At 43.4% G+C, this 25,433-nt stretch carries 28 protein-coding genes and 3 pseudogenes; 18 read left to right on the top strand and 13 right to left on the bottom strand.

Going from position 1 to position 25,433, the window contains the following annotated elements:
- Window positions 1-58: 58 nt before the first annotated feature.
- From G9F75_RS03765 to sigK, 8 genes and pseudogenes are all read right to left on the bottom strand, one after another.
- Window positions 59-931 (bottom strand): AraC family transcriptional regulator, encoded by an 873-nt coding sequence (locus G9F75_RS03765; RefSeq protein ID WP_167408925.1) that lies wholly within the window; start codon window positions 929-931, stop codon window positions 59-61.
- 233 nt (window positions 932-1,164) lie between these two features.
- A pseudogene (locus G9F75_RS03760) lies at window positions 1,165-1,281 on the bottom strand (sigma factor-like helix-turn-helix DNA-binding protein); the annotation flags it as partial.
- A 100-nt stretch (window positions 1,282-1,381) separates the two neighbouring features.
- Window positions 1,382-2,224: a hypothetical protein gene (locus G9F75_RS03755; protein WP_021494344.1), complete on the bottom strand. Its 843-nt coding sequence runs from the start codon at window positions 2,222-2,224 to the stop codon at window positions 1,382-1,384.
- A gap of 131 nt (window positions 2,225-2,355) precedes the next feature.
- Window positions 2,356-2,811: an SMI1/KNR4 family protein gene (locus tag G9F75_RS03750; RefSeq protein ID WP_021494343.1), complete on the bottom strand. Its 456-nt coding sequence runs from the start codon at window positions 2,809-2,811 to the stop codon at window positions 2,356-2,358.
- Window positions 2,812-2,822: 11 nt separating this feature from the next.
- Window positions 2,823-4,676: a T7SS effector LXG polymorphic toxin gene (locus G9F75_RS03745; protein ID WP_167408924.1), complete on the bottom strand. Its 1,854-nt coding sequence runs from the start codon at window positions 4,674-4,676 to the stop codon at window positions 2,823-2,825.
- Window positions 4,677-5,221: 545 nt separating this feature from the next.
- Window positions 5,222-5,749 (bottom strand): PadR family transcriptional regulator, encoded by a 528-nt coding sequence (locus tag G9F75_RS03740; protein ID WP_021494341.1) that lies wholly within the window; start codon window positions 5,747-5,749, stop codon window positions 5,222-5,224.
- On the bottom strand, window positions 5,746-6,588 hold the full coding sequence (locus G9F75_RS03735) for a sialate O-acetylesterase (protein WP_167408923.1): 843 nt from the start codon (window positions 6,586-6,588) through the stop codon (window positions 5,746-5,748). The genes G9F75_RS03740 and G9F75_RS03735 overlap by 4 nt, the downstream gene beginning before the upstream one ends.
- Before the next feature lie 369 nt (window positions 6,589-6,957).
- Window positions 6,958-7,683 carry an RNA polymerase sporulation sigma factor SigK gene (gene sigK / locus G9F75_RS03730; protein WP_014418430.1) on the bottom strand — a complete coding sequence of 242 codons (726 nt, stop codon included), beginning with the start codon at window positions 7,681-7,683 and terminating at the stop codon, window positions 6,958-6,960.
- A 458-nt stretch (window positions 7,684-8,141) separates the two neighbouring features.
- Here sigK and G9F75_RS03725 point away from each other — a divergent pair, with 458 nt between their 5' ends.
- Window positions 8,142-9,398 carry an MFS transporter gene (locus tag G9F75_RS03725; protein ID WP_103526737.1) on the top strand — a complete coding sequence of 419 codons (1,257 nt, stop codon included), beginning with the start codon at window positions 8,142-8,144 and terminating at the stop codon, window positions 9,396-9,398.
- Between the two features lie 211 nt (window positions 9,399-9,609).
- Here G9F75_RS03725 and G9F75_RS03720 read toward each other — a convergent pair whose 3' ends face one another.
- On the bottom strand, window positions 9,610-10,236 hold the full coding sequence (locus tag G9F75_RS03720; protein WP_103526738.1) for a TVP38/TMEM64 family protein: 627 nt from the start codon (window positions 10,234-10,236) through the stop codon (window positions 9,610-9,612).
- Between the two features lie 234 nt (window positions 10,237-10,470).
- Here G9F75_RS03720 and G9F75_RS03715 point away from each other — a divergent pair, with 234 nt between their 5' ends.
- The 3 genes from G9F75_RS03715 to G9F75_RS20025 all read left to right on the top strand — a co-directional run bounded on the left by G9F75_RS03715 (window position 10,471) and on the right by G9F75_RS20025 (window position 12,216).
- Window positions 10,471-11,205, top strand: a complete 735-nt coding sequence (locus tag G9F75_RS03715; protein ID WP_007612700.1) for a polysaccharide deacetylase family protein — start codon at window positions 10,471-10,473, stop codon at window positions 11,203-11,205.
- A gap of 69 nt (window positions 11,206-11,274) precedes the next feature.
- Window positions 11,275-12,006, top strand: coding sequence for an SGNH/GDSL hydrolase family protein (locus G9F75_RS03710; protein ID WP_022552932.1), 732 nt, complete (start codon window positions 11,275-11,277; stop codon window positions 12,004-12,006).
- Window positions 12,007-12,081: 75 nt separating this feature from the next.
- A complete protein-coding gene (locus G9F75_RS20025; protein ID WP_014721534.1) occupies window positions 12,082-12,216 on the top strand; it encodes a hypothetical protein in 135 nt (44 codons plus the stop codon).
- A gap of 132 nt (window positions 12,217-12,348) precedes the next feature.
- Here G9F75_RS20025 and sda read toward each other — a convergent pair whose 3' ends face one another.
- On the bottom strand, window positions 12,349-12,489 hold the full coding sequence (gene sda / locus G9F75_RS03705; RefSeq protein ID WP_014418425.1) for a sporulation histidine kinase inhibitor Sda: 141 nt from the start codon (window positions 12,487-12,489) through the stop codon (window positions 12,349-12,351).
- Between the two features lie 357 nt (window positions 12,490-12,846).
- On the opposite strand from sda, the gene G9F75_RS03700 reads away from it, so the two are divergent.
- From G9F75_RS03700 to G9F75_RS03665, 8 genes are read left to right on the top strand one after another with little or no spacing between them, the layout of a single operon-like run.
- Window positions 12,847-13,365: a YqeG family HAD IIIA-type phosphatase gene (locus G9F75_RS03700; RefSeq protein WP_007408254.1), complete on the top strand. Its 519-nt coding sequence runs from the start codon at window positions 12,847-12,849 to the stop codon at window positions 13,363-13,365.
- Window positions 13,366-13,367: 2 nt separating this feature from the next.
- Window positions 13,368-14,468: a ribosome biogenesis GTPase YqeH gene (gene yqeH / locus G9F75_RS03695; protein ID WP_014418423.1), complete on the top strand. Its 1,101-nt coding sequence runs from the start codon at window positions 13,368-13,370 to the stop codon at window positions 14,466-14,468.
- 19 nt (window positions 14,469-14,487) lie between these two features.
- Complete coding sequence (gene aroE, locus G9F75_RS03690) at window positions 14,488-15,330, top strand: shikimate dehydrogenase (protein ID WP_094296047.1); 843 nt, start codon at window positions 14,488-14,490, stop codon at window positions 15,328-15,330.
- Window positions 15,324-15,614 carry a ribosome assembly RNA-binding protein YhbY gene (yhbY, locus tag G9F75_RS03685; protein WP_003152858.1) on the top strand — a complete coding sequence of 97 codons (291 nt, stop codon included), beginning with the start codon at window positions 15,324-15,326 and terminating at the stop codon, window positions 15,612-15,614. Before aroE ends, yhbY begins: the two co-directional genes overlap by 7 nt.
- Window positions 15,615-15,624: 10 nt before the next feature.
- Window positions 15,625-16,194, top strand: a complete 570-nt coding sequence (locus tag G9F75_RS03680; protein ID WP_007408258.1) for a nicotinate-nucleotide adenylyltransferase — start codon at window positions 15,625-15,627, stop codon at window positions 16,192-16,194.
- The gene (gene yqeK / locus G9F75_RS03675) at window positions 16,184-16,744 is read left to right on the top strand and encodes a bis(5'-nucleosyl)-tetraphosphatase (symmetrical) YqeK (RefSeq protein WP_095272450.1); all 561 of its coding nucleotides are present in this window, start codon (window positions 16,184-16,186) and stop codon (window positions 16,742-16,744) included. The genes G9F75_RS03680 and yqeK overlap by 11 nt, the downstream gene beginning before the upstream one ends.
- 17 nt (window positions 16,745-16,761) lie before the next feature.
- Entirely contained in the window at window positions 16,762-17,118 is a 357-nt protein-coding gene (gene rsfS, locus G9F75_RS03670; protein WP_007408260.1) for a ribosome silencing factor, read from the top strand.
- Window positions 17,115-17,852 (top strand): class I SAM-dependent DNA methyltransferase, encoded by a 738-nt coding sequence (locus G9F75_RS03665; RefSeq protein ID WP_167408922.1) that lies wholly within the window; start codon window positions 17,115-17,117, stop codon window positions 17,850-17,852. Before rsfS ends, G9F75_RS03665 begins: the two co-directional genes overlap by 4 nt.
- Before the next feature lie 68 nt (window positions 17,853-17,920).
- Here G9F75_RS03665 and comER read toward each other — a convergent pair whose 3' ends face one another.
- The gene (comER, locus tag G9F75_RS03660; protein ID WP_014418420.1) at window positions 17,921-18,742 is read right to left on the bottom strand and encodes a late competence protein ComER; all 822 of its coding nucleotides are present in this window, start codon (window positions 18,740-18,742) and stop codon (window positions 17,921-17,923) included.
- 58 nt (window positions 18,743-18,800) lie between these two features.
- Here comER and G9F75_RS03655 point away from each other — a divergent pair, with 58 nt between their 5' ends.
- The 3 genes from G9F75_RS03655 (at window position 18,801) to G9F75_RS03645 (ending at window position 22,403) form a co-directional block, all read left to right on the top strand.
- Entirely contained in the window at window positions 18,801-19,415 is a 615-nt protein-coding gene (locus tag G9F75_RS03655) for a helix-hairpin-helix domain-containing protein (RefSeq protein ID WP_014418419.1), read from the top strand.
- A 66-nt stretch (window positions 19,416-19,481) separates the two neighbouring features.
- Window positions 19,482-20,051 carry a ComE operon protein 2 gene (locus G9F75_RS03650; RefSeq protein ID WP_003152868.1) on the top strand — a complete coding sequence of 190 codons (570 nt, stop codon included), beginning with the start codon at window positions 19,482-19,484 and terminating at the stop codon, window positions 20,049-20,051.
- Window positions 20,052-22,403, top strand: coding sequence for a DNA internalization-related competence protein ComEC/Rec2 (locus tag G9F75_RS03645; protein WP_110124266.1), 2,352 nt, complete (start codon window positions 20,052-20,054; stop codon window positions 22,401-22,403).
- 18 nt (window positions 22,404-22,421) lie between these two features.
- Here G9F75_RS03645 and G9F75_RS03640 read toward each other — a convergent pair whose 3' ends face one another.
- Window positions 22,422-22,556: a YqzM family protein gene (locus G9F75_RS03640; protein WP_003152870.1), complete on the bottom strand. Its 135-nt coding sequence runs from the start codon at window positions 22,554-22,556 to the stop codon at window positions 22,422-22,424.
- Between the two features lie 40 nt (window positions 22,557-22,596).
- On the opposite strand from G9F75_RS03640, the pseudogene G9F75_RS03635 reads away from it, so the two are divergent.
- Together G9F75_RS03635 and holA are read left to right on the top strand one after the other, a co-directional pair.
- Window positions 22,597-22,748, top strand: a pseudogene (locus tag G9F75_RS03635) (hypothetical protein).
- Between the two features lie 39 nt (window positions 22,749-22,787).
- A pseudogene (holA, locus tag G9F75_RS03630) lies at window positions 22,788-23,883 on the top strand (DNA polymerase III subunit delta).
- Here holA and rpsT read toward each other — a convergent pair.
- Window positions 23,846-24,112 (bottom strand): 30S ribosomal protein S20, encoded by a 267-nt coding sequence (gene rpsT, locus G9F75_RS03625; protein ID WP_003152876.1) that lies wholly within the window; start codon window positions 24,110-24,112, stop codon window positions 23,846-23,848. The pseudogene holA and the gene rpsT sit on opposite strands and share 38 nt — an antisense overlap.
- 202 nt (window positions 24,113-24,314) lie before the next feature.
- Here rpsT and gpr point away from each other — a divergent pair, with 202 nt between their 5' ends.
- Window positions 24,315-25,421: a GPR endopeptidase gene (gene gpr / locus G9F75_RS03620; RefSeq protein ID WP_014418417.1), complete on the top strand. Its 1,107-nt coding sequence runs from the start codon at window positions 24,315-24,317 to the stop codon at window positions 25,419-25,421.
- Window positions 25,422-25,433: the final 12 nt, after the last annotated feature.

The following is a 25,433-nucleotide window of genomic DNA, read 5'->3' as shown; positions in this document are numbered from 1 at the left end:
AGGGAATGAGACCCCTCCCTTAAAACCTTCAATTCCTCTAATTTCATTATAAGATATATTACTTTTTTGAAATGGGGATCCAAATTTCACTTTTAAAAGATGGCGATGTTACATCTTTATGCTCGTTCCATAGGATTTCTGGGCCTTCAATTTGTTCATAATGTGACGATGGAAACCATTCGGAATAAATCCGCCCCCATACTTCCTGCAGTGCATCCGGAAATGATCCGGCTGCTTCGAATACAGCCCATGTTGAGGCAGGGACTTCAAGCTGTGATAGGTGATTTGGGCAATGTTTCGTTGTGGCTGCGCCAATATAGTGATCAAGCTCTCCTGTTTCCTCTGTCCGGCCTTCAGAAAAGTTCGTGGATGCACTAATGAGTCCTACAGGCGCTACATTAGAAAGCTCTTTTAGTTGATTGATTGCTGCTTCATCTAAACTTTCCCACATCGATGCAATGTCAGGATTCACGCCTTTAAACAAAATAGGGACTCTTTTTTTAATGCCGACGATGCGAAATGCCTCTTTTTCTTCAATGCGATAGTTCATTTCATTTCCTCCTTTGATTGATAACTGGAAGGTCATTCGCGGATAAGCTTTAAGTGAATGGCCATTATGTTTAGCTTCTGATGGTTTTATGCCATGCAAATTTTGAAATGCTCGTGCAAAAGAATCTGGTGAGTGATAACCGTATTTTATTGCAAGATCAATCACCTTTACGCGGCTGTCTTTAAGTTCAAAAGCTGCAAGAGTAAGACGTCTGCGGCGAATATATTCCGATAATGAAATACCTGTAAGGAAGGAAAACATCCTTTTAAAATGATATTCAGAGCAGAAAGCAAGCCTTGCTGCTTCTTTGAAATCAATATCGTTCGTGAGGTTTTCTTCAATATACGTTAATGCGCTGTTCATCCTTTTAAGCGAATCCATTTATTTGACCTCCTTTAACAAAAGAATAACAGGAGCGAAATGTATCTACCCGACATTTCGTGCACAGTTTTGCAGGATAACTTATATGTAATAAATTAAGTTATTCACCTGTATTTGTACAGATAAAGAAAACACCTAATAACTGCTTGGGTTTCATAAGATGAAAGAAGTTATCATTGTTTTATATTGAAAAGAAAATAAAAAAAGCCGGAATGTCAGATCCGGCTTTTCGCTCATTTCCCCTTCGACTTCTTCCGCTTCTCTTTCTCCGCCCGGTAAAACTCATGGAACATTTTCATCAATGCGCGTTTTTCAATCCGCGACACATAACTCCTTGAAATGCCGAGCTTATCGAGATGGTATTTATAGACTGAAAGAGCAACTTAAAACTTTATTAAAATAAGAGAAGACCCTCTATAGGGGCCTTAACATTAATAAATTTGACATTTTTTATTTGCGTGCCCATTCATTCCATAAAGGTTCTAAGCTGTTTTTTAGGTCTATGAATATCCATGGGTAGAGTGAGAAAAAAATAAGAATAATAACAAAAATATAAGAAGAAAGTTCATTAAACAACACTTTTCTTCTGTTGAAAGAATTGTGTTTATAAATTGGTAATGCATTCTTGCCTGTTGAATAGAATACAAAAAGAGTAAGAATCAACATCCCTGCGCTTCTAAAAATGAAAAAATAAAAAGTAGTAGTATTCCATATACTGAATGTGTATTTAAATAAGTCTATAAGCCAAATTTTAAAGGAGGTGCCTCCTTCAAAATTTACTTTTATATGATCAGCAACTATTTGTAATTCCTGTGGTGCTGAAAAAAACAGCAGACTTAGAAGAATGCAACATAAAATTATTTGCTGGATAAAATTGATGAAGAATTTACTTTTGTCATATAAGTTTGATGTAAGCTTTATGGCAATTGAAAAACGAATAAACTTAATAAACCGGATTATAAAGACAGCCAACAGAATTGCAACAAACCAATAATAGTAACTAGTATAAAATGCACCAAAGATAATGATAGCTATATAAAAAAGAACAATCATAAAATAGTTATCTGAGCCGGGCTCCCTTTTTGCATTGGTGACTTTATCTATTTGGTTTTGACTAGGCATGAAAATGTTTATTATATTGATTTTCTTTTTTCCAATATGCACAGAGTTGTTATTGCCTCGTTGAATTATTTTAGTAGGAGTTTCTTTGGTAGCGGCAAACCCTAGAATTATTGTTATGATGGTTAACAATGATGCAATAATACTTAGACCGGTATTTGTAAGATCAATCAATAGTTAAACTCCTTCTGTTCTAAAAATGAATTATCAAACATTATTCAATATTCCTCTGCTATTTTTAGAACCTTGAATGCCAAGGACACTCAGAGTTATGTTCGGAAATTTCAGAACTATAGTCAAAAAACTTAATGTTGTTCTTCAAGCTTGTCCATTAAGTCTGTAAATGAATCACAAACATAGCTAATGGAACTTTTCTTATCTTCATAAGCGATCTCATGATCCCAAAAAACAATTGCAGGTTCTTGAGAAGACATTCTGTAATCAAAACAAAAGAGATTTCCCCCTGCATCTGTAGCAAAAGGTATAATCTTATCAACTAACCGGTCTTTAACATTATCAATTGTACTAAGGAGATCAATTGGTCGAGTAGGATCTCCTATGCTCAATAAATTGTTGATTGATTCTCGAGAGTTTTGAAATAAAACGACCTTTTTATCTATAGGGGAACATCCATTATGGTCTTTAATGAAATCTCTGTAATCTGTCGGGAACTTGATTTTTAATTTTTCTTCTACCTCTTCGATCTGACTGTTTGTCGCCTCTTGAAAAGTGCTTCGTTTTCTCCATTTAATACTTTGCATTGATTAACCTCCTATTTCTCATCTTTTCCCCAAATTTTATATCCGCCAGTGTGACCAGTTTTAGTATGAATGACTCGATCTACTAGCTCCATTTTTCCAGGAGTTTGATGGTGGTGCCATGTGTATTTCTCTGGTGTTATTCCATCTTGAAGATCAAGTAAATCATCTTCGTTCAAATCAAGCTTCTTAATCAATGATGGATCTTCTTCAATCTGCTTATATAATTGTTTATTTAATTTGTCAAAATGCTGGTCTCTACTTTTTTTAAAGTCGGCTTTATCGAGTGTGAGTGTATGTTTTGATTCGAATATTGGAAATCCGTCTTTATCATAGGGAACTTTTGTTACTGGATGGACATCATTTTTCAAATGACCCATTCTTAAGTTAATAGTCGTTGTTTTGCCCGCGCTGTTTTCGTACGTGTATGGTGCAGCTTTAACAAACTGATCATGTTTGGATTGTATTGCTTTTTTTAATATAGACGTATTCTTTACATTATGGGTATTCTCAATATCTTGTGCTATACCTACAAGTGCTAGATCATCTTTATTTCTAGATAAAGAATTTATGTAGTTTTTCCCTACGGTAATCCCTTTGTTTACATGTCTAGTAGCTGCTTTTTCTCCAGTTTCAATCACTTTATCTACTTTGGTAGCACCGGCTTTCCCAAGTTTGCTTGTTACTTTCACAGCAGAGCCAACGCCTTTTAGTCCAACAAGGCTCCCGACCACATAGGTAATATAATGAGATCGTGAGTATGCATCTCCGTTAACCATTTTATCATTCCATGAATCCGCTATGTTTGTCCATATGATTTTTGCATAGGAAGGTGTCTTCAATACAGCTGAAATTGTTTTGGCTAATTTTTGTTCTTCGGAGAGCTGGGAAAACTCCCAAGTCCCGACAGCTAAATCTTTAACGCCAGTCACAGTATCCTTAGCGACATCGTAGAGACCGACTCCAACTCCTTTCAGGACTTCCCATGTGGTTTCACCAACTTCTTCGAGCTGTTGTGCTTGTTCAAGCTGAATCACATATTTTTGCTGGGAAGGTTCAAGATTCTCGTAACCGATCTTCTTCGCAATTTCCAAGTATTCATCCGGATCGGTCACACCGTCAGCGAGCTTTTTCTTCAGATCCTTGATTTCCCGCTCTTTCGCTTCTTCCTTCTTAATCGTCAAATAAGCATCCGAATGTCTTGCAATCTCGCCTTTTTTCTTATGTATGTCACTTTCTCTGTACGCCTTGGCGTTATAGTGAAGTGGTGTTGCATTTTTTCCCTTACCCGTGGCATTTTGGAGCTGCTGAAAGTCGGCCTGGATGAACTGTTCGTTCGCTTCTGTTTCTGCGTATTCTTTCGTTAGATCGTGATCAAGCTTTCCGAGTTTATGTATGGTCTTATCCCGTTTTTTGTCTGCTGAATCCAGCTTTTGATCGACATCTTCTGTAGAGAAAACATCAAGATGAATGATATCGCTGATTTCATCAAGGATACCTTTCATTTCATTGCGCTGCTCCTGCATGATGGCTTTTGATTTATTCTTCGCATGAATCAGCTCATGTTCTAAAAAGGACTCTTCCATAAACGAATCGACTAATCCCGCATCAGTTACTTTTCCTGAGATACTGTTAAGAAAAGCAATCTTCATATCGATCAGATTAAGCCAGCTGTCTGTAACGCCTGCGTGGTCTTGAAAAAAGGCTTTGATATTGTCGGCGCCTTTGCCTGAAAACTCACTGTCGTCTAAGTCAGCCATCCCCTGAAAAGCTTTCCTGAGATTGATAAATTGTTCTCTAATCTGATCATATTCTTTTGCCCGCTTTTCCGCTGCTGAGATTAACGAGGATGCTTCAAATACTTTCATATCTGTCTCCTTCCCACTTAATCTTATCTAAATTTTACCACATTATATTACATGTAAGAAGCTTCTTCCTTTTGTTAAAGATACTTTCTTTAGGAGATTTGAACTTTAACAAAATCTTAAAATAGGATTAATTCAGTTGATGAAAAATGGAAGAAATGGTTAGGCATTGGTGCATTATCTCTAAGCTTTACTTTGGCTGCATGTGGGTCTGATTCTGCTTCTACAGATAAAACAGATTCAGATAAAGCTAAAACAACAGAGCAAGCAGCAGTTTAGCGGACGAAGGAGAAAAATCAGTTGCCTTACTTGAATACTGAATAGGTGTAAAAAAAGCGGTTATTCATACGGATTGAAAAAGAAGAACACGCAGCAGATTCACTTGCTCTTGTTTGGGGCAAGTGTTGACAACCCTATACTGGTTTAATTAAAGAAGGAGTATAAAACCTGTATCAATGGTGTTACTAGATATCTGCGACACAGGTTTTATATGTAGGTAACTAATATTCTGATATATGTAACATTGCATTTTTTTATTATGCAATAGTTCACTCTATTTCTGCTTTCAATTTTTCGAACCACTCTAAATTAACCAAGTGATGTGAACGGGAATTTTCATTCATGCGGCGAAAGTAATTGATTGTGCCGGGAATTTCTTGAGTGATGGACAGGTATTCATCAAGAAGCTCGATTCGAGTTTTAGTCTGATCGATTTGTGATTGGATCAGATCCAGTAATTTATTTTTGTCGAATTCATCGGCAAAGAGTAACGCCCCATAAAATGGCAGGTTCACATATTCCGATTTGGTGCCGTATTTGATCATTAATTTTTCGAATTCTGCCCTTCCCGAATCTGTGACTTTAAAGTTACGGATTTCACGCCCGCTGGTTGAGGGTTTCTGCTGAATCTGTTCAATCAAACACTTTTCTTCAAGTTGCTGCAGATTGTAATAAAATGAACCTTTCGTGAAGTTAACAATGTATTTGTAATGACGTTTTTCCATTAAAGCCAGAAGTTCATAGCCGTGAGCTCCGGGGTTTTGGATGAGCAAGCCAAGGATAAGTAAGGGAATCATGGTTTCATCACCTTCGCCATCCGCGCCTCAAATTCCGCGTACGTGATTTTACCCGAAGCCAAATCCATACTATGAAGGTAAATCTGTTCTGTTTTAGAATAGCCACCATGCACTTTCAGTGATTGCTCCTCTCCCGAAATGGGTTTCAGGATATGGTGCTTTTTCGAAAAAGCCTCGAAATAGCGGTAACCGAATTTACGTTGTGAAACTGCGTCTAAATGAATGCCATCAGGATTCGCAGTCAAACCTGCCGCAGTAACAAAATAACAATTCTGTTGTTCATTAGCAAAACGCAGCAATTGTTCATTAACCTGTCGAAATTCAGTCGCGTGCTGTCCAAAACCAGTCTTCCCAAGAAAGTCACCAAGCCCTCCAATAATCAACGGTACCTCATCAAGTTTCAACTCGTTTCTTAGCGTCTCGATGATAAGAGTTAATTTCTCGTAATAAGTTTCATGCAGCGAACGATAACTGTCACTCTCACCTTGGTGCCAAAGGATTCCGCAAATTTGACTGGATCGGAGGGCGAAGCGGGCTTCGGACAAAGCATGCTGAAAAAGGATGCCTTCCGGATGCCAGTCATTCAATGAACTGCCGCCTTCCGCACACGGGATCAAGCCAATTTCTTCATCGGGATGAGCTTTCGACCATGCATCTGCAAAAGATGCCGCCAGGCCAACGCCGGAAACCGGACGGTCGTAATTAATCGGCTCTGTCATCATCTGCCACTGTCCATTGCGCAGCATTTTTATTTTTTCATTATAGATAGGGTCTGCTTCATTCAAAAATCCACGGCCCGCCATATTCGACTGCCCCAACATTAAAAAAGACTTTATCATCTAATTTTTCACTTCTTTACATCAATATTTTAGTCTAATTAGACTATAGTCAATTCAGCTTGTCTTGTAAAGTTCTAATAAGGTCTTACTTTTATTAGTAGTATGTATGAAAAGCAAACTAACATTGAAAATTTGGTGGGTGTATTTGAGAAATAGCAAGTTCTTTTGCTTTAGATCTTGATAAACAATGAAAAACAACAAAAACCCTGTCATGTAAGGGTTCCTATGAGGTTCAAAATCATTAAAAAGGTTAACCATTGTACCAATTCTATTTATTTGTTATGTTTTATTTTTAAATCCTGAAGTTATACTAGAAGAGCAATGTCCTAAAATGCAGAAAAAGCCGGGATGTCAGATCCGGCTTTTCGCTCACTTCCCCTTCGACTTCTTCCGCTTCTCCTTCTCCGCCCGATAAAACTCATGAAACATCTTCATCAATGCGCGTTTTTCAATCCGCGACACATAACTCCTTGAAATGCCGAGCTCCTTTGCGATCTCGCGCTGCGTTTTTTCTTTTTTTAGATCAAGCCCGAAGCGGCCGACGATGACTTCTTTTTCGCGGTCGTCTAAAATGTCGATATATTTTTTGACCTTTTCAAGTTCCATGTTGAGCTGAATGGTGTCGATCACATCTTCGCTTTCCGACTTGAGGACATCGATCAGGCTTATTTCATTCCCTTCTTTATCCTGGCCGATCGGATCATGAAGGGAGACGTCTTTTTTCGTTTTTTTCAATGCGCGCAGGTGCATTAAAATCTCATTTTCAATACATCGTGCGGCATATGTGGCAAGCTTCGTGCCTTTCCCGGCTGAATAGCTTTCAATTCCTTTGATCAGCCCGATTGTACCGATGGAGATCAGATCTTCTGCGTCCTCTCCCGTGTTTTCGAATTTTTTCACAATATGGGCGACTAAACGGAGATTATGTTCGATCAGCATGTTGCGGGCGTGTTCATCTCCTTCAGCCATAAGGTCTAAGTATTTTTTCTCCTCATTATTTGAGAGCGGTTGTGGAAAGGCATTATTTTTCACGTATGATACTAAAAACACAAGTTCTTTCACAATAAACCCGAGCGCTGCAAAAACACCTGTCACCGTCCTCACCTCCACAAAGTTATGTAGGCAATCGCCTATATGTAACTGTATGTGTCGGTAGGGCTGTTTGTGTCTGTACAGGGAAATTAATCAAAATCGGGTTTTATTTCTCACAGCCTCTTGATTTTTGCTGATTGAGCCTGTATATTGTTAAAAAAAGTAAGGGTAAAAACAATATAACCGAAAAGCGCTGAAGAGACGAGTAGACAGATATCATTCATGACAGAGAGCTCCGGGAGCTGTGAAGGAGTATGAATGGATGTGTTGAAACAAACCTCTTAGCTTCGCATCGGAATCATGCAACACGAGGATGATGCGGCGGATACTCCTGTTACCGAGTAAGCTTTGTACCCGGCAAGGCCGGCACCAAACCGAATTGAGGTGGCATAGCGGGCTGTTTCCCGTCCTCAAGACTTTATTGTCTTGAGGGCGTTTTTTATTTCTAAGGGAGGGATAAGATGAAAAACCTGAAGTCTTGGCGGTACCCGATGTTTCTGTTAACCGGAATCGGGATAGCAAATATTGGTGAATGGATTTATTTTTTGTCTCTTAATCTTATTGTCTTAAAAGAAACGGGGTCTGCTTTTGCGGTTTCCATCCTTTATTTAATCAGGCCTGCGGCTGTTTTGATGACAAATGGGTGGGCGGGCAGCATCATCGACCGGTGCAACAAACGGAATATGATGATGTCGCTTGATTTCATCCGGGCTGCATTCATTGCCGTTCTGCCGCTGATGTTTACTGCACGGTCTTTATTTTCCGTTTATTGTATTGTATTTTTGATTCAAATGGCCAATGCGATGTTTCGTCCGTGTTCCATGGCGTATGTGACGATGCTTATCCCGGCTGAAAGGAGAAAACGATTCAATTCACTAAGGGCTTTGTCTGAATCAGGGGCTTTTCTCCTCGGTCCGGCTGCGGCCGGGCTGCTTTTTATCGCCGGCACGCCGATTTTTGCGATTTGGGTGAATGCGGCGGCTTTAGTGCTGTCCGGGTTCATCACGATGATGCTGCCGAACCTTGAAAATGAGCCTCACGTACATTCTCCCAGACAGAAGCTTTCTTTGACAGTGTACAAAGAAGATTGGAAGCTCGTCTATCGCTTCAGCCGAACGGCGCGAAACGTCATGATCATTTATTTTTTATTCAGTCTGGTCATGACTGTTATGCCATCCGCGCTTGATTCGCTTGAAGCCGCTTTTGCAAAAGAGGTTCTTCAGCTGACTGATGCCGATTACGGTTTTCTCGTCAGTGTCTCAGGGGCAGGCATTATTGCGGGGGCGCTTGTCAATGTGTTCTTTAATAAAAAAATGCCGGCTTCTTTATTGATGGGAATGGGCTCTTTATTCACAGCGGCCGGATATATGATTTATGCGTTTTCTGACGTTTTTTGGACGGCTGCTTTCGGATTTTTCCTTCTCGCTTTTTTTCTGGCGTTTGCCAATACAGGCTTTCTGACGTTTTATCAAAAGAATGTTCCGGTGGACATCATGGGGAGAGTGGGGAGCTTTTATTCATTAGTCGAAGCTGTCTTCATTATAGTGGTAACGGCGGTTTTCGGAGCGGCTTCTGTCAGTTCGTCCGTCCGCGGCATCGTCATCGCAGGCGCTGCTGTTATGCTGGCGTTGGCAGCCGTTTTATGCTCGTTCTTATTTGCGGCCGCAAAAAGGAGGACTCCTGATGTATTTCAAGCGGATCAATGTAAACAAACATAAAGAGACGGCCGTTTCATTTCGTGAGGATTCGTTTTTCGTCAGCTTTTCAGAGCGAAGGGTGTTTCGGAATATCACCTGAGAGTTTCGGGGGCAATAAAGCGGCTCTGTCATTTTACAGAAAGAAAAACATGGAGTGATCGGTTCAGAATGTAACGGAAAAGTTCTCAGAATGAGAGGAGCCGTACCGCCGGAATAGGGGGCGGTACGCGCTTCATTTTTTCGTTGTTTTTAAAAGGCCGTGAAACTTCTTATAAATGACCGCCATTAAGACGAGCATATACATTCCGTAAATCCCGAAAGACAGCAGTTTGTTGCTTGTAAATGAAGCGCCTGCGACTGTCACGATCACAATGTTCGGAATTTTGCCGAGCACCGACGCAGAAAAAAAGATCGGCCATCGGATATGACTCAGCCCGCAGACGGTATTCATGGCAAGCGACGGTATAATCGGAATCAGCCGTCCGAAAAGCACCGCCGTAAACGCGTGCTGATGAAATGAATCTTCATATTGGGCCGCGGCCGGGTAAGCCAGCAACTTTTTTCTGGCCCAGTCTCTGAATCCGTACCGGACGAGAAAAAACAATGCCATTGTTCCGAGCATTGCGCCTGACAATGTAATCCACACCCCGTTTACAATCCCGAAAACCGCTCCGTTTAAGGCCGCGATAATGGCGAATGGAACGATCGGAAAAAATACGTCAGCTGCGACCAGAAGGATACTCATAAGCACGGCGTACATGCCGCCCGCGCGAATCATGCTGAGCCAGACGTCTTTTTGCATAAAGCCGATCATCACGACAGCAATGATGACGGCAAGACTGAATCCCTTTTTTATCATCTGCACGTTCACCTCTTTTCAATTAGTATACAGCACAAATCTATCTCCTTCTATTAAAATAAGCTGTCCGATAAGCTCATTTGTTTATCAGCATTTGCCGTTTGATGAGAAACGGCTGCACCCGGATTTGGACAAAAACAAGCGGGAAGCGGGTGATGTGCATCATTTGATGCAGAGAATGATTTTTTATAAAAGGGGACACGTTAACAGTAGTGTTTACTGGAGGTGTAAACGTTGAGATGCTTTCATCTGATCATCATGATATGCGTCCTCACGAGTCTCACTGCCGTGTCCGCCGATGCGAAATCTTTAAAAAGAAGTGACATGGAGAAGACGGGAAACGTGTACTGGGATATAAGGTCTGAAAAAAAGAAACTATCTTTAACCTTCGATGACGGCCCCCATCCTGTCTATACGGAGGCAGTGTTAGACGTGCTGAAACAGCACAATGTGAAAGCAACCTTTTTTTGTGTCGGGAGCCGTATAGACAAATACCCCATAACGGCAAAACGCATCGTTGAAGAAGGGCATGAAATCGGCAACCATACGATGAACCATGTTTATTTTCACCGTCTGAAACGCAAAGACATTTTACAAGAGCTTCACAGCTCAGCGCATCATATCACATCGCTGCAGCCGGAAGGGGACAAGTTATTCCGCCCGCCGGGAGGGTCGCTGAATCATACGGCTTTCAAAAGCATCTTAAAAGAGGGCTATCATATCATCATGTGGTCATGGAACCAAGATCCGAGGGACTGGAAAAGGCCCGGGAAAGGAAAAATCGTCAGGCACGTTGTTTCTCATGCCAGAGATGGAGATATCGTTCTTCTGCATGACGGCGGAGGAAACCGGCGCCAGACGGTTGAGGCTTTGAAAGAAATCATTCCCAAGCTGAAAAAGCAGGGCTACACGTTTGTTAAGGTTTCGGATTTGATCGGACAGGATTCGGGCCCTTTTCATATCCAGTAAAGAGAGCGCCGCGTTGAAAGCCGCCAAAGAGATGTGTACCATAGGAGGTAAGGTTTGGGGGGAGAGAAAATGAAGTTTGCTGTTCTTTTTATTACGATAATCTGTCTGTTATCAGGATGCGCTGCGGGCAAAGAGAAAAGTGTTGTCGCGTTCGGCGACAGCAATACGCGCGGTTCCAACTGGGATTATCGTGATTATCCGAAGGCGCAGCAGTGGGTAAACATGTTAAAAACAGCGGAACGCGGCCGTCTTACGGTTATAAATGCGGGAATAGGCGGCCAGACGACTGAGGATGCGCGCCTGCGCTTTCAAAGCGACGTGCTGGACCGTAAGCCCCAATATTTATTTATCATGTTCGGAACAAATGATGCGGGCATTTTGACGGGCGATCAGCCGCGGGTATCAAAGAAACGGTTTAAAGAAAACCTGACTTATTTCATAAACGAAAGCAGAAATCACGGCATAAAGCCGATTTTAATGACGTGCATCCCGGTTATAGAAGGAAACGGAACGCATCATCTCTATTACTATTCGAGATATAAAGCCTCAGCCTTTAAAGAAAAAGGCGGCGCGAGAAAATGGCATAATTCCTATAACGGCGTTACGAGGCAGGTTGCAGCTGAGTTGAAAGTGCCGCTGGTGGATAACTGGAAACACTTTATACGCGCGGACGGCGGCAAAGATACAGACCGGGCGCTGATCCAATCCGGACTGATAGATCCCTCCGGAAATCATATGACGCCAAAAGGCGCCAGAATCTTAATTGAAGGCATAAAAAATGGGCGGGTTTTGGAACGCTGACGCCGTCAGCTGCCTAAACCGTTTTGCTTCTGCTTCATAGGCTGTAGAAAAAACATCTTTTTGGAGGCGATTGCTATGAACCGCGGTTTCCCTCTGCAATATCCTGTATGCCCGCCTCCTCGGGTGAATGCGGGGTACTGGTACGCATTTTTTGTTGTGCTGCTCGTCGTCATTCTCGTCCTGGGCGGTCTGTATTGGTTCAATATATAGCAGCCATCCTCTTAAACACCTCTATTTTAGGGGTGTTTTTTGTTGAAAGTGGTAGTAATGCGCATAACCGAAGTGATATAATATCAGTCATCTGAGTAAAAAAAGGAAATTCGCCCGGGAATTTTTTTCTGTTTAAGAAGAAACGGAAATAATGTGTCCGAGCGATCTTCTTTTGATTTCGTTTTCAATTAACTCGATAAATTCACGGCTCAAATTCATTTCAGTGGCTTTGAAATAAGATTCTATTAGTAATTCATCAGAAAGCTTTCTCATGCCGGGGACCCAATTAATGGGAGTGGCACCTCCTTACAATTGTAATCAATCATCAGACGCAAGCATATGATGGAAGGTTGCGTTTCAATCATGGTGAGGTTATCTTTAATCTACCATGAAATACAAATAAGAACAATCGTTCTGTTATCCACACTCGTAAGTGGATAACTTGTTAGTATCTTGTTTATAATCTGGATAAATCCGGATGTAATAAGAGTGGATAATGTGTGTAATTTTATCCACAACTGGTGAAGAAACCCAATTTTTGTCGAAATTTTTTTACTGAGTCCGACTTTGTTTTTAAATCTGACAGGTTTCGACATATAGATGATAGAAAGAAAAGGAAGGGTGCGGGTTTTGTTAAAAAAGTTTTTTTTACCTGACGAATTTGTGAAAAATATATTTCATATCACACCGGAAAAGCTCAAAGAACGCAATGTGAAAGGGATTATTACAGACCTTGACAACACGCTTGTGGAGTGGGACAGACCGAGTGCGACACCTCGATTGATCGAGTGGTTTGAAGAAATGAAGGAGCACGGCATTAAAGTCACGATCGTCTCCAATAATAATGAACGAAGAGTGAAATTATTCTCGGAGCCGCTTGGCATACCGTTTATTTATAAGGCAAGAAAACCGATGGGACGCGCCTTTAAAAGAGCCGTCAGCAGCATGGATCTGAAAAAAGAAGACTGTGTGGTCATCGGCGATCAGCTGCTTACTGATGTTCTCGGCGGAAACAGAAACGGGTATCATACGATCCTCGTCGTGCCTGTCGCTTCCTCTGACGGAGTCATGACGCGCTTTAACCGCCGGATTGAACGGAGAATATTGAGTTCTTTGAAACGTAAAGGCCATATTCAGTGGGAGGATTAGAAATGGAAAAGGTTGTTTGCATCGGCTGCGGAGTAGCGATCCAGACCGAGGATAAACAAGGTCTCGGATACGCGCCAAAGGCATCGCTCACGAAAGAGAATGTCATCTGCCAGCGCTGTTTCAGACTGAAAAATTACAATGAAATTCAAGATGTTTCATTAACGGATGATGACTTTTTAAATATCTTGCACACAATCGGCGATACTGACTCTCTAATTGTCAAAGTCGTTGATATTTTTGATTTTAACGGAAGCTGGATAAACGGGCTGAACCGCTTTGTCGGCGGTAATCCGATTATTCTTGTCGGTAATAAGGCCGATATCCTTCCGAAATCCGTAAAACGGGAACGCCTCGTTCAATGGATGAAACGCGAAGCGAAAGAATACGGCTTAAAACCCCTTGATGTCTTTTTAATCAGCGCTTCCCGCGGACAAGGGATGAAGGAAGTCATTGACGCCATTGAACATTACCGCGAAGGCCGCGATGTGTATGTGGTGGGCTGTACCAATGTCGGCAAATCCACATTTATCAACCGGATTATTAAAGAGGTCTCAGGGGAAGAGAATATTATTACCACCTCTCAATTTCCGGGCACGACGCTTGACGCGATTGAAATCCCGCTCGATGACGGATCTGCGCTTTATGATACGCCGGGAATCATTAACCATCACCAGATGGCGCATTACGTGGACAAGCGTGACTTAAAGGTGCTGACACCGAAAAAAGAACTGAAGCCGCGCACTTTTCAGCTGAATGAAAAACAAACGCTTTATTTCGGCGGGCTTGCCCGGTTTGACTATGTATCAGGCGATAAAACGGCGTTTGTCTGCTATATGCCGAATGAATTGATGATTCACAGAACAAAGCTTGAAAATGCTGATGCCTTATACGAAAAGCATGCGGGAGAACTGCTTACCCCGCCCGGAAAAGATCATTTGGATGAATTTCCGGAGCTTACGCCCCACACGTTTACGATTAAAGAAGGAAAGACGGATATCGTTTTTTCCGGTCTCGGCTGGGTCACGGTGCAGCAAGCAGATAAAAAAATAACGGCATACGCTCCGAAAGGCGTACACGTATTTGTCCGCCGTTCATTAATATAGAGAGAAGGGGAGAGGGAGCATGAAACAATTGTACGGAGTAATCGGAAATCCGATCGGGCATTCAATGTCACCCGATATTCATAACGCGGCTTTGCAAGATAAAAACATCAACGGGCAGTATTTTGCGTTTCAGGTGGAACCTCATCATCTCAAGGACGCCGTTAACGGAATTAAGGCGCTTGGCATCTGCGGAGTGAACGTCACAGTCCCGCATAAAGTCGCGATCATGGAGCATCTGGATGAAATACATGAAAGCGCGAAAGTACTCGGGGCCGTAAATACCGTCAAAAGAGAGGGAGACAGGCTCATCGGGTATAATACTGACGGAGATGGGTTTTATAAATCCTTAGTCAAAGTATTGGACAAACCGATATCAGAACTCTCCATCCTCATGATTGGGGCGGGAGGAGCGGCAAGAGCGATTTTTACGACGATCGTCCGCAGAGAGCCGAAACAATTTGACGTTTGCAACCGCACGCCGGAAAAAGCAGAAAGTCTGATTGCGGCTGCTCCCTCTTTTCAGCAGAAACGCGCCCTTACTATAAAAGAAGCTGAAAATCAGCTTGAACAATATGACGTCATTATTCATACAACATCTGTCGGCATGTATCCGAAAACGGATGCCGTGCCGCTCTCATTGGAATGGGCCAAAACGGGCGCCATCGTTTGTGATATCGTATACAACCCGATTCAAACGGCGTTCTTAAAAGAAGCTGAAAAAAGAGGTTTAACAACCCTTGACGGTGTCGGCATGTTTGTGGAACAGGCCGCACTGTCTTTCAAGCTGTGGACGGAACAAGAGCCTGACAGCGGCTTAATGAGAGCGATTGTTGAAGGAAAACTAGGAGGAACACAATGTTAACAGGAAAACAAAAACGGTTTTTGCGTTCAAAAGCGCATCACTTAACGCCTATTTTTCAAGTGGGAAAAGGCGGAGTCAACGAAAACATGGTAAAACAGATTGCCGAGGCTTTAGAAGCAAGAGAGCTGATTAAAGTCAGCGTGCTTCAAAACTGCGAAGACGATAAAAACGATGTCGCAGAAGCCCTTGTGAAAGGCAGCCGCTCACAATTGGTGCAGACGATCGGAAATACGATCGTATTGTATAAGGAATCAAAGGAAAATAAACAAATCGAGCTTCCGTAAGGTGGTTGACATGAAGAAAATCGGAATATTCGGGGGCACATTTGACCCTCCGCACAACGGACATCTTCTGATGGCTAATGAAGTCCTTCATCAGGCGGAGCTCGATGAGATTTGGTTTATGCCCAATAAAATCCCTCCGCATAAGCAGAATGAAGACTTTACAGACAGCCGGCACCGGGTGGAGATGCTGAAGCTTGCCATCAGCTCCAATTCCGGCTTTAAGCTTGAGCTTGCGGAAATGGACCGGAAAGGCCCTTCTTATACCTATGATACCGTCCGTTTACTGAAGGAGCGGCACCCGAACGACAAGCTTTTCTTTATTATCGGGGCGGATATGATTGAATATCTGCCGAAATGGTACAAACTGGACGAACTGCTCACGCTCATTCAATTTATCGGAGTGCGGCGCCCGGGGTATCATATTGAGACCCCGTACCCGCTGCTTTTTGCCGACGTTCCGGAATTTGACGTTTCGTCAACGATGCTGAGAGAACGTCTCAAAGCAAAAAAGCCGACGCAATACTTAATGCCGGATAAAGTGAGGCAGTATATAGAGGAGAATGATTTATATGAATCGTGAGGAAGCACTTGCCTGCGTCAAAGAGCAGCTGACCGAGCATCGCTACATCCACACAATCGGCGTGACAGATACGGCGGTTATTCTCGCAGGCCGGTTCGGAGCAGACCCGAAAAAAGCGGAAATGGCGGCTATTTTTCATGATTATGCGAAATTCCGGCCGAAAGAAGAAATGAAGCAGATCATCGTGCGGGAAAAAATGCCGGCTGAGCTCTTGGATTACAATGCCGAGCTGTGGCATGCCCCTGTGGGAGCGTATCTGGTTGAGAAAGAAGCGGGGATCACTGATCCTGAGATCTTGGATGCAATCCGCTATCACACGTCAGGGCGCCCCGGAATGACCCTTTTAGACAAAGTCATTTACGTTGCGGATTACATTGAACCCGGCCGCCATTTTCCCGGAGTGGAAGAGGTGCGCCGTCTGGCGGAAACGGATCTGAACGAAGCGCTCATACAAGCAATGAAAAATACAATGATATTTCTGATGAAAAAAAACCAGCCGGTCTTTCCGGAGACGTTTGCAACCTATAACTGGCTGGTGTCTCAAAATTGACAGGAGGAATTTGAAGAATGAATCAAGCTTCCGTATTAAAAATCGCGGCAAAAGCATGCGACGATAAACGTGCAGAAGATATTTTAGCGCTGGACATGGAAGGAATCTCACTTATAGCGGATTACTTTTTAATCTGCCACGGGAATTCTGATAAGCAGGTTCAGGCAATTGCGCGTGAAATTAAAGATCAGGCAGAAGAAAACGGCATTGATGTCAAAAAGATGGAAGGGTTTGATGAGGCCCGCTGGATTTTAGTTGATCTCGGCGACGTCATTGTCCACGTTTTCCATAAAGATGAAAGAAGCTACTACAATCTTGAAAAGCTATGGGGCGACGCGCCGCTCGCAGAGCTTGAGCTCGGCTTGAACTCATGATTTACCAAGGCTTCGCCGGCGTATATGACGAGTTAATGTCACATGCGCCGTATGATGAATGGGCGGGCTGGATCGAAGCGTCTCTTCCGGAAAAGGGAAGGGTGCTTGATCTTGCCTGCGGAACCGGAGAAATATCCATCAGGCTTGCTGAAAAAGGCTGCGAAGTCACGGGGATTGATTTGAGTGAAGATATGCTGAGCTGTGCCCAGCAGAAAAAAACGGGAAAGCCGATTCTTTTTCTCCAGCAGGATATGAGAGAGCTTTCCGGTTTTGAAGAACAGTTTGATGCTGTAGTCATCTGCTGTGATTCCCTAAATTACTTAAAAACGAAAAATGATGTCTTAAGCACCTTCAAAAGTGTTTTTCAAGTTTTGAAGGAGGGCGGCCTGCTTCTGTTTGACGTCCATTCCCCATTTAAAATGAAGGAGCTTTTTCCGGACAGCACCCATGCGGATCAGGATGAGCAGATCAGCTATATCTGGCAAAGCTTTGCCGGCGATGAAGAGCTTTCTGTCATCCATGATATGTCCTTTTTCGTATGGAACGGACAATCTTATGACCGCTACGACGAGACGCATGAGCAAAAAACATTTTACATTGAAGAATATGAACAAATGCTTGCAGAGACCGGATTTGAACTGAAGAAGGTGACGGCTGATTTTACAGACCGGCCTCCTTCAACAGAGTCTGAACGTCTTTTCTTCACGGCAGGCAAACCAAAAACCATCGTTTAAACGGAACGATGGTTTTTAAAATGCATTTTTTGCGATTGGCGCGATAAAGCACTTTATGGCATACTCAGTTACACGTGAAATTGCTTCTTCACTAACGATATATCTTCATCGTATTTGTCATGTGTACGCTGAAAGACACGGTTGAACATATCCTGAACACCGCTTTCGAGAGCCTTCAGCCCTTCCCCGGTGACGCCGCCTTTTACGCATACTTTTTCCTGCAAGGCGGGAAGCGTGTAACGCCCTGTTTCAAGAAGCTTTCCGAGACCGACAAGCATTTCCGTCGACATAATTACTGCTTCTTCTTTGGTGATGTCCGTTTCTTCCACTGCCGCGTCAATAAAGCGCTGAACGAGATAACTCATAAAAGCGGGCCCGCAGCTGACAATGTCTGACGCCGCTCTTGTAATGCCGCTGCTGATTTCTACAGGTTTTGAGATATGAGTGAACAGCGTTTGAATATCCGCTTTTGCAGACTCGCTGCAGCTTTTGCCGAACGTAACAAGCGAGACGCCGGCCAAGGCGCGGTTCGTAATGCTCGGAATGACGCGGACCGTCTGACACGGAACCGTATGTTCAATCTGATCCGTCTGAACGGGACTGGTAATGGAGATTAAAATGTGATCTTTCCGTAAATGCGGTGTGAGTTTCTTCAGCAAAGGATATATATCCAGCGGTTTTACACAAATGAATATTATTTCATTTTCCTGTACGAGCTTTTCCTGATCCTCGGTGACATGGATGCCGCTGAAACGTTCTTTTAGTTTTAATGCTTTTTCGATTGTTCTGTTTGTGATGGTGATATGTGAGGGATCGGCAGCGTTTGATTCGATAAACGATTCAATCAGGATCGTTCCCATGTTTCCGGTGCCGATAAAGCCTATTTTCAATGAATTCCCCTCCTTTTTCTCTTAATCCTCTAAACCTTATGCGGGGAGGCAATGCAATATGACGAAAGCGATGATGACGGAGCGGCTGCGGCGGAACCTGAAAATTCTGGGCGCTTGTCTTGCTGCAGGAGCGGTTTTTATCTGTATTTGGCTGTTTCGTTCTGAAAAGGAAGAGCCGGTCAAACAGCAGTCCGTGCTCGGCCAAACAGCCTCAGCATCCGTCGCGGACAAAAAAGACACCGCAGACGATAAGATTATGATTGATGTGAAAGGCGCGGTCCGAAATCCCGGCGTGTATGAAATGGAAGCGGGAGACAGAGTGACGCAAGCCATTGAAAAAGCCGGCGGCCTGAAGAAAAAGGCGGATGAATTGAATGTTAATTTAGCAGAGCAGCTGCAGGACGGGACGATTGTTTATATTCCGAGTGAAGGCGAAGAGGAGAATCGCCCGAAAACAACAGCGGGTGAAAAGGAGAATGCAGCTGTCAATATCAATACGGCATCTCTGGACGAACTTCAGGCGGTTTCCGGGGTGGGGCAGAAAAAAGCGGAAGCGATTATCGCCTACCGAGAAGAAAACGGACGGTTTCAGACTGCTGAAGATTTGATGAATGTATCAGGCTTTGGAGAAAAGTCATTTGAGCGGATAAAAACTTCCATTACGGTAAAGTGAATTGACGGTTTTGCTTAAATCTATGTAAACTTAGAAAAGCAACAAGACTTTTTGGAGGGAACACTTGTGGAACGAATCTCATGGAATCAATATTTTATGGCGCAAAGCCATTTGCTGGCGCTGAGAAGCACATGTCCGAGACTGTCAGTCGGGGCAACCGTAGTCAGAGACAAGCGGATGATCGCCGGCGGATACAACGGCTCAATTGCCGGAGGCGTCCATTGCGCTGATGAAGGATGCCTTTTAATAGATAATCATTGCCAGCGGACCATACATGCAGAGATGAATGCGATTCTGCAATGTTCTAAGTTCGGTGTTCCGACGGAGGGTGCCGAAATTTATGTGACGCATTATCCTTGTATTCAATGCTGTAAATCAATTATTCAGGCAGGTATCAAAACGGTTTATTATGCCGAAGATTACAAAACACAGCCTTATGCAAAAGAGCTGTTCAGCCAAGCCGGAGTCAAGGTGGAGCAGGTCGAACTTGATGAAATGATCATCGATCTGAAAAACCGCGAAAAATTGTCTTTTGTAGCAGGTCTGATTCAGCAATTATCTGATGCGGGGGTTAAGGCAGATGAACTGAAAAAAATTCATGAACAGGCCAATGAGCTGTTTACCAGTTACGTATAAATGAAATATAAATACCTTCTTCTGCCTCTGGCGGCGGTTTCTGCAACTGCGGGAATTGCCGCCGCTCATGTCTTCTGGGTTCTGCTCCTTTTTCTTCTGTATCTTCTCTTTATTATTGTAAAAACAAAGCAGCATGCTCCGGTTATTGTCTGCCTCGTTTCTTTTTGTCTTTATTTCTTTCTTTATACGGTTTGTGACGCTGCGAATGTAACGCGGTATCAGGCCGGCAGTTATACTGAACAGGCCGTCATCACTAACATTCCGAAGGTTGACGGAGCGAAAATGTCAGCCGTTATCCGTACACATGACAAGGAAAAATGGACGGCTTCGTACAAAATCCGGTCTCTTGAGGAAAAGAGACTCATTGAACAGCTTGAACCGGGGATGCGCTGCACGTTTACAGGTTCTCTGGAGCAGCCTGCACATGCGACGGTTCCCGGAGGTTTTGATTATAAGGAATATCTTTACTCTCAGCAGATTCACTGGTTATTTTCCGTGACTTCCATTCAGCAGTGTGAAAAATCCAAACAGCCGCTGTTTAAACTGCTGAACATCAGAAAAAATTTGATTTCGATCATTCGGAATCACGTGCCTGAATCTTCCGCCGGAATTGTTGAAGCGCTGACCTTAGGTGAAAGATTTTCTATAGAGGACGATATACTGAGTGCATATCAAAATTTGGGAGTCGTTCATTTAATGGCGATTTCCGGAATGCATGTCGGTCTTATTACGGCGGGATTATTTTATGCTCTGATCAGAATCGGGCTGACAAGAGAAAAAGCGGGAATTTTGCTGCTGTTGTTTTTGCCGGTGTATACGCTGCTGAGCGGTGCCGCCCCATCCGTATTGCGCGCATCCCTCATGCTGGGATTTTATATCGCCGGAACTCTTGTTAAACGCGGCATTCATTCCTCCGCTGCATTGTCCCTGTCTTATCTGCTGCTCCTGCTGTTTAATCCTTACTTCCTTTGGCAGGCGGGCTTCCAGCTTTCCTTTGCGGTAAGCGCCTCTTTAATTCTGTCATCCTCCATTTTAAAGAAAGCGGGGAAAAGCAGACTTGCCGGGCTTGCGATGGCTTCATTCATTGCGGAGCTCAGCTCACTTCCGTTTCTTCTCTATCATTTTCAGCAAATTTCACTTGTCAGTTTTCCGATGAATATGGTGATGGTGCCATTTTATACGGTATTTGTCATTCCGGTTTCTGTCATCGGTTTCCTTCTTCTTTTACTTTCAAGGCAGATGGGAGAATGTTTGTTTGATATGTTCGACCTTGTGATGAAGCCTGTGCATGATTTCATTACATATGCGGCATCCGTTGATTTATTTACTATGATTGTGTCAAAGCCTGACTTTGTTTCCCTTCTGCTGCTTGCGGTTTCCGTTTTTACGCTTTTTGCGGCTTTGGAAAAGGGAGGTTTTTTAAAACTCAGGAAAACGGCTCTTTTTTTCTGCGCGGTTTTGGCTTATTTAATATGCCATCCGTATTTCAGTCCATGGGGAGAAGCGGATATGCTTGATATCGGGCAGGGAGACTCACTGTTTATAAGCGCGCCGCACCGCAAAGGGACCGTAATGGTTGATACAGGGGGAGTGATTTCTTATACTGGAGAATCATGGAAAGAAAAACGCCACCCGTATTCTATCGGCGAGAAGGTTTTGATTCCGTTTTTAAACGGAAAAGGGGTGAAAAAGCTGGATGCACTGATTTTAACCCATGCGGATCAAGATCACATCGGAGAAGCCGGAGTGTTAATCAAAAATCATAGAGTCAAACGGTTAATTGTCCCCGTGGGATTCGTAAAAGAACCGAAAGATCAGACCATATTAAATATGGCGAAAGAAAACAACATTCCCGTTGCCGAAGCAAAGCGGGGCGACACCATTACAGCCGGTGATCTTCAGTTTCAGGTGCTGTCTCCGGAGTCGTCTGACGGAAGGAGTAAAAATGATTCGTCATTGGTGCTTTGGACGGTTTTAAGCGGAGTGAGCTGGCTTTTGACGGGAGATTTAGAATCGGACGGCGAAACGGAAGTGCTGAAAACGTATCCGAATCTGAAGGCTGATATATTGAAGGCGGGTCATCACGGCAGCAAAAGCTCAACGAGTGAAGCCTTTTTGAAACAGCTTCAGCCGGAAGCGGCACTGATTTCAGCAGGAAAAGAGAATCGATACCATCATCCGCATGAAGAAGTGCTGGATCGTTTGAAGGCGTACTCTGTCAATGTGCTTCGCACCGATATCAGCGGAACGATTCAATACAGATTTAAAAAAGGCGCCGGAACGTTTTCCGTCTTCCCTCCATATGATATAGAAGAAACCAGGGCGCAAGAAGTAAAAAAGACTGCCGATTGACAGCAGCCCGGAATGCGGCTAAGAGCCGATAAGATGGATGGCTGTTGCCATCACGAACAAAAAGGCGAAAAATCCGAAGGACACGACAAAACCGACAGCTGAGTCAACAGCATCATTTCGTTTGCTTTGAACGTTTTTTTCAAAATCATTCAATTTCATCCCTCCTGACTTCCCTAAGTATACTGGAATTGTTTTGAAAAATCTAGAAGTGATGGTAACGTTTTCTGTTCTTGTGATTATCGCCTTTTTACAAGCAGACCCGGGAGCTTGTGAATCAGGCGTTTATTATAAATGAGGAAGCTGTCCTTAAAGCTTCCTCTTTACTATTTGCCGAACTCAATTTAGGATAGAAGGGGATCAAGAAAGAGAGGAAGTCATACGATCATGGTATTTGATGTTTGGAAAGCCCTGAAAAAAGGGGATGTCCGCTCCGTTTATTGTTTATATGGAAAAGAAACGTATCTGCTCCAAGAAACTGTCAGCCGGATCAGACAAGCTGTCGTTGATGAGGAGACAAAGGATTTTAACCTGTCTGTTTTTGATCTTGAAGAAGATCCGCTTGACCAGGCCGTAACCGATGCGGAAACGTTTCCGTTTATGGGAGAGAAGCGGCTGGTCATCGTAAAAAATCCGTCTTTTTTAACAGGGGAAAAAAAGAAAGAAAAAATAGAGCATAATACAGCCGCTCTGGAGACTTATCTGAAGGAGCCTGCACCTTACACGGTCTTTGTGATTGTGGCTCCGTATGAGAAGCTGGACGAACGGAAAAAGCTGACGAAAGCGCTGAAGCAAAAAGCCCTTATGATTGAAGCTAAGGAGCTGAATGCAAAGGAGACGACTGATTTTACGATTAATCTGGCGAAATCCGAAAATAAAATGATCGATACAGAAGCTGCCGAGCATTTGGTTCTGCTTGCAAACGGCCATCTGTCTTCCATATATCAGGAAATACAAAAACTCTCCGCCTACACCGGTAACAGACATGAGATCACACTTGAAGATGTCCGGGAGCTCGTCGCAAGAAGTTTGGAGCAGAATATTTTTGAGCTGATCAACAAAATCGTGAACCGAAAACGGACGGAAAGTCTTCAAATATTTTATGATCTTTTAAAACAAAACGAAGAACCGATCAAAATTATGGCGCTGATCGCCAACCAATTCCGTCTGATTATGCAGACGAAGTATTTTGCGGGACAAGGATACGGCCAAAAGCAAATCGCTTCCAACTTAAAGGTGCACCCCTTCCGGGTAAAGCTGGCGATGGATCAGGCGAGGCTTTTTTCTGAAGAAGAGCTGCGGCGTATTATAGAAAGACTCGCAGTGATGGATTATGAAATGAAAACGGGGAAAAAGGACAAGCAGCTCTTGCTGGAGCTCTTTCTCCTTGAGCTTCTCCGGACTGAATGAAAAAAACGATCCCCGTTACAGGGATCGTTTTTGTATTATGCAGAAAGTCCGTTCACTTGTTTCGCAAGTCTAGATTTGTATCGAGCTGCGGCATTTTTGTGTACAAGACCTGTTTTCACTGCTTTATCAATGCGTTTCGCTGCTTCAGAAAGAGCAGTTTTCGCTTTATCCGCTTCGTTGTTAGCAACAGAAGCTTCAACTTGTTTGATTGCAGTACGCATAGCAGATTTGATTGTCGCGTTATGAGCGCGGCGTTCGTTGTTTGTTTTTGTACGTTTAATCGCTGATTTAATGTTTGGCATGTGTTTCACCTCCTAAGATACAACCTGTAGCACAGTGTCTTAAGGTTAAATCTTCTTCACAATAGAACAAATTGTATTCTATCAAACAGAACTTTAGATTGCAATATAAATGTAAAGTATTTTTCGTTGATGGGTAAATTCGCATGATTCGTTTTGTAAATGGCCACACTATGTACCACGATGATTGAAGGAGGTCTTCCCTGTGAAAAACAACGAACTGGATGTCAATCAATTTCTGATACGGACGGATTTAGCGGTAGAAACGAAACAGGCGGTAAAAGACGGACAAGCCGGTCAGAAAAAAGAAATAAACGGGTTTATTGAAAAAGAACGCGACAAGGGCGGCATTAAAGTCAGAACCGTCGATATTACCAAAGAAGGCGCCGAGCTATCGGGGAAAAAGCAGGGACGCTATGTCACGATCGAGGCTCAAGGGGTTCGGGAACACGACTCTGAGATGCAGGAAAAAGTAACGGAAGTGTTTGCCGAGGAATTTTCCGCCTATCTGTCGGCATTAAAGATTCCAAAGGATGCAAGCTGTTTGATCGTCGGTCTGGGCAACTGGAATGTGACGCCGGATGCGCTCGGCCCTCTCGTGACCGAAAACCTTCTCGTGACAAGGCATTTGTTCAGGCTTCAGCCGGAAAATGTGCAGGAAGGGTACAGGCCGGTCAGCGCGCTTGCTCCCGGTGTGATGGGATTAACGGGAATTGAAACGAGCGATATTATTCAAGGTGTGATCAAAGAATCAAAGCCGGATTTTGTGATCGCGGTAGACGCTCTTGCGGCAAGAGCCGTTGAAAGGGTGAACACGACCATCCAATTTTCTGATACGGGCATTCACCCGGGATCAGGCGTCGGCAATAAGAGAAAAGAATTAAGCAAGGAGACGCTCGGCATCCCCGTCATCGCAATCGGGGTACCGACTGTCGTTGATGCGGTTACGATCGCAAGCGATACGGTGGATTATATTTTAAAACATTTCGGCAGAGAGATGAAAGATGACAGCCCGTCAAGATCTCTGGTGCCCGCCGGAATGAACTTCGGCAAAAAGAAGGTGCTGACAGACGAAGACCTTCCCGGAGAAAAAGAACGCCAATCCTTTCTCGGTATTGTCGGCACGCTGGACGAAAACGAAAAACGCCAGCTGATTCACGAAGTGCTTTCTCCGCTCGGCCATAATCTGATGGTCACGCCGAAGGAGATTGACACCTTTATTGATGATATGGCGAATGTACTTGCAAACGGGTTAAACACCGCCCTTCATGAAAAAGTGTCACAAGATAACAAAGGTTCTTATAATCATTAAAATGGTTCTACC

Origin of the sequence: Bacillus sp. EKM208B (assembly GCF_011800725.1) — a bacterium.
Classification (GTDB): domain Bacteria; phylum Bacillota; class Bacilli; order Bacillales; family Bacillaceae; genus Bacillus; species Bacillus velezensis.
This window is presented reverse-complemented; position numbering and strand designations above follow the sequence as displayed.

Bases quoted from the DNA above. Each gene is read 5' to 3' on its own strand.
- G9F75_RS03765 (WP_167408925.1), bottom strand. From the start codon at position 931: ATGGATTCGCTTAAAAGGATGAACAGCGCATTAACGTATATTGAAGAA.
- G9F75_RS03750 (WP_021494343.1), bottom strand. From the start codon at position 2,811: ATGCAAAGTATTAAATGGAGAAAACGAAGCACTTTTCAAGAGGCGACA.
- G9F75_RS03745 (WP_167408924.1), bottom strand. From the start codon at position 4,676: ATGAAAGTATTTGAAGCATCCTCGTTAATCTCAGCAGCGGAAAAGCGG.
- G9F75_RS03740 (WP_021494341.1), bottom strand. From the start codon at position 5,749: ATGATTCCCTTACTTATCCTTGGCTTGCTCATCCAAAACCCCGGAGCT.
- G9F75_RS03735 (WP_167408923.1), bottom strand. From the start codon at position 6,588: ATGATAAAGTCTTTTTTAATGTTGGGGCAGTCGAATATGGCGGGCCGT.
- G9F75_RS03725 (WP_103526737.1), top strand. From the start codon at position 8,142: ATGAAAAACCTGAAGTCTTGGCGGTACCCGATGTTTCTGTTAACCGGA.
- G9F75_RS03720 (WP_103526738.1), bottom strand. From the start codon at position 10,236: ATGATAAAAAAGGGATTCAGTCTTGCCGTCATCATTGCTGTCGTGATG.
- G9F75_RS03710 (WP_022552932.1), top strand. From the start codon at position 11,275: ATGAAGTTTGCTGTTCTTTTTATTACGATAATCTGTCTGTTATCAGGA.
- G9F75_RS20025 (WP_014721534.1), top strand. From the start codon at position 12,082: ATGAACCGCGGTTTCCCTCTGCAATATCCTGTATGCCCGCCTCCTCGG.
- sda (WP_014418425.1), bottom strand. From the start codon at position 12,489: ATGAGAAAGCTTTCTGATGAATTACTAATAGAATCTTATTTCAAAGCC.
- yqeH (WP_014418423.1), top strand. From the start codon at position 13,368: ATGGAAAAGGTTGTTTGCATCGGCTGCGGAGTAGCGATCCAGACCGAG.
- aroE (WP_094296047.1), top strand. From the start codon at position 14,488: ATGAAACAATTGTACGGAGTAATCGGAAATCCGATCGGGCATTCAATG.
- yhbY (WP_003152858.1), top strand. From the start codon at position 15,324: ATGTTAACAGGAAAACAAAAACGGTTTTTGCGTTCAAAAGCGCATCAC.
- G9F75_RS03680 (WP_007408258.1), top strand. From the start codon at position 15,625: ATGAAGAAAATCGGAATATTCGGGGGCACATTTGACCCTCCGCACAAC.
- yqeK (WP_095272450.1), top strand. From the start codon at position 16,184: ATGAATCGTGAGGAAGCACTTGCCTGCGTCAAAGAGCAGCTGACCGAG.
- rsfS (WP_007408260.1), top strand. From the start codon at position 16,762: ATGAATCAAGCTTCCGTATTAAAAATCGCGGCAAAAGCATGCGACGAT.
- G9F75_RS03665 (WP_167408922.1), top strand. From the start codon at position 17,115: ATGATTTACCAAGGCTTCGCCGGCGTATATGACGAGTTAATGTCACAT.
- G9F75_RS03655 (WP_014418419.1), top strand. From the start codon at position 18,801: ATGACGAAAGCGATGATGACGGAGCGGCTGCGGCGGAACCTGAAAATT.
- G9F75_RS03645 (WP_110124266.1), top strand. From the start codon at position 20,052: ATGAAATATAAATACCTTCTTCTGCCTCTGGCGGCGGTTTCTGCAACT.
- rpsT (WP_003152876.1), bottom strand. From the start codon at position 24,112: ATGCCAAACATTAAATCAGCGATTAAACGTACAAAAACAAACAACGAA.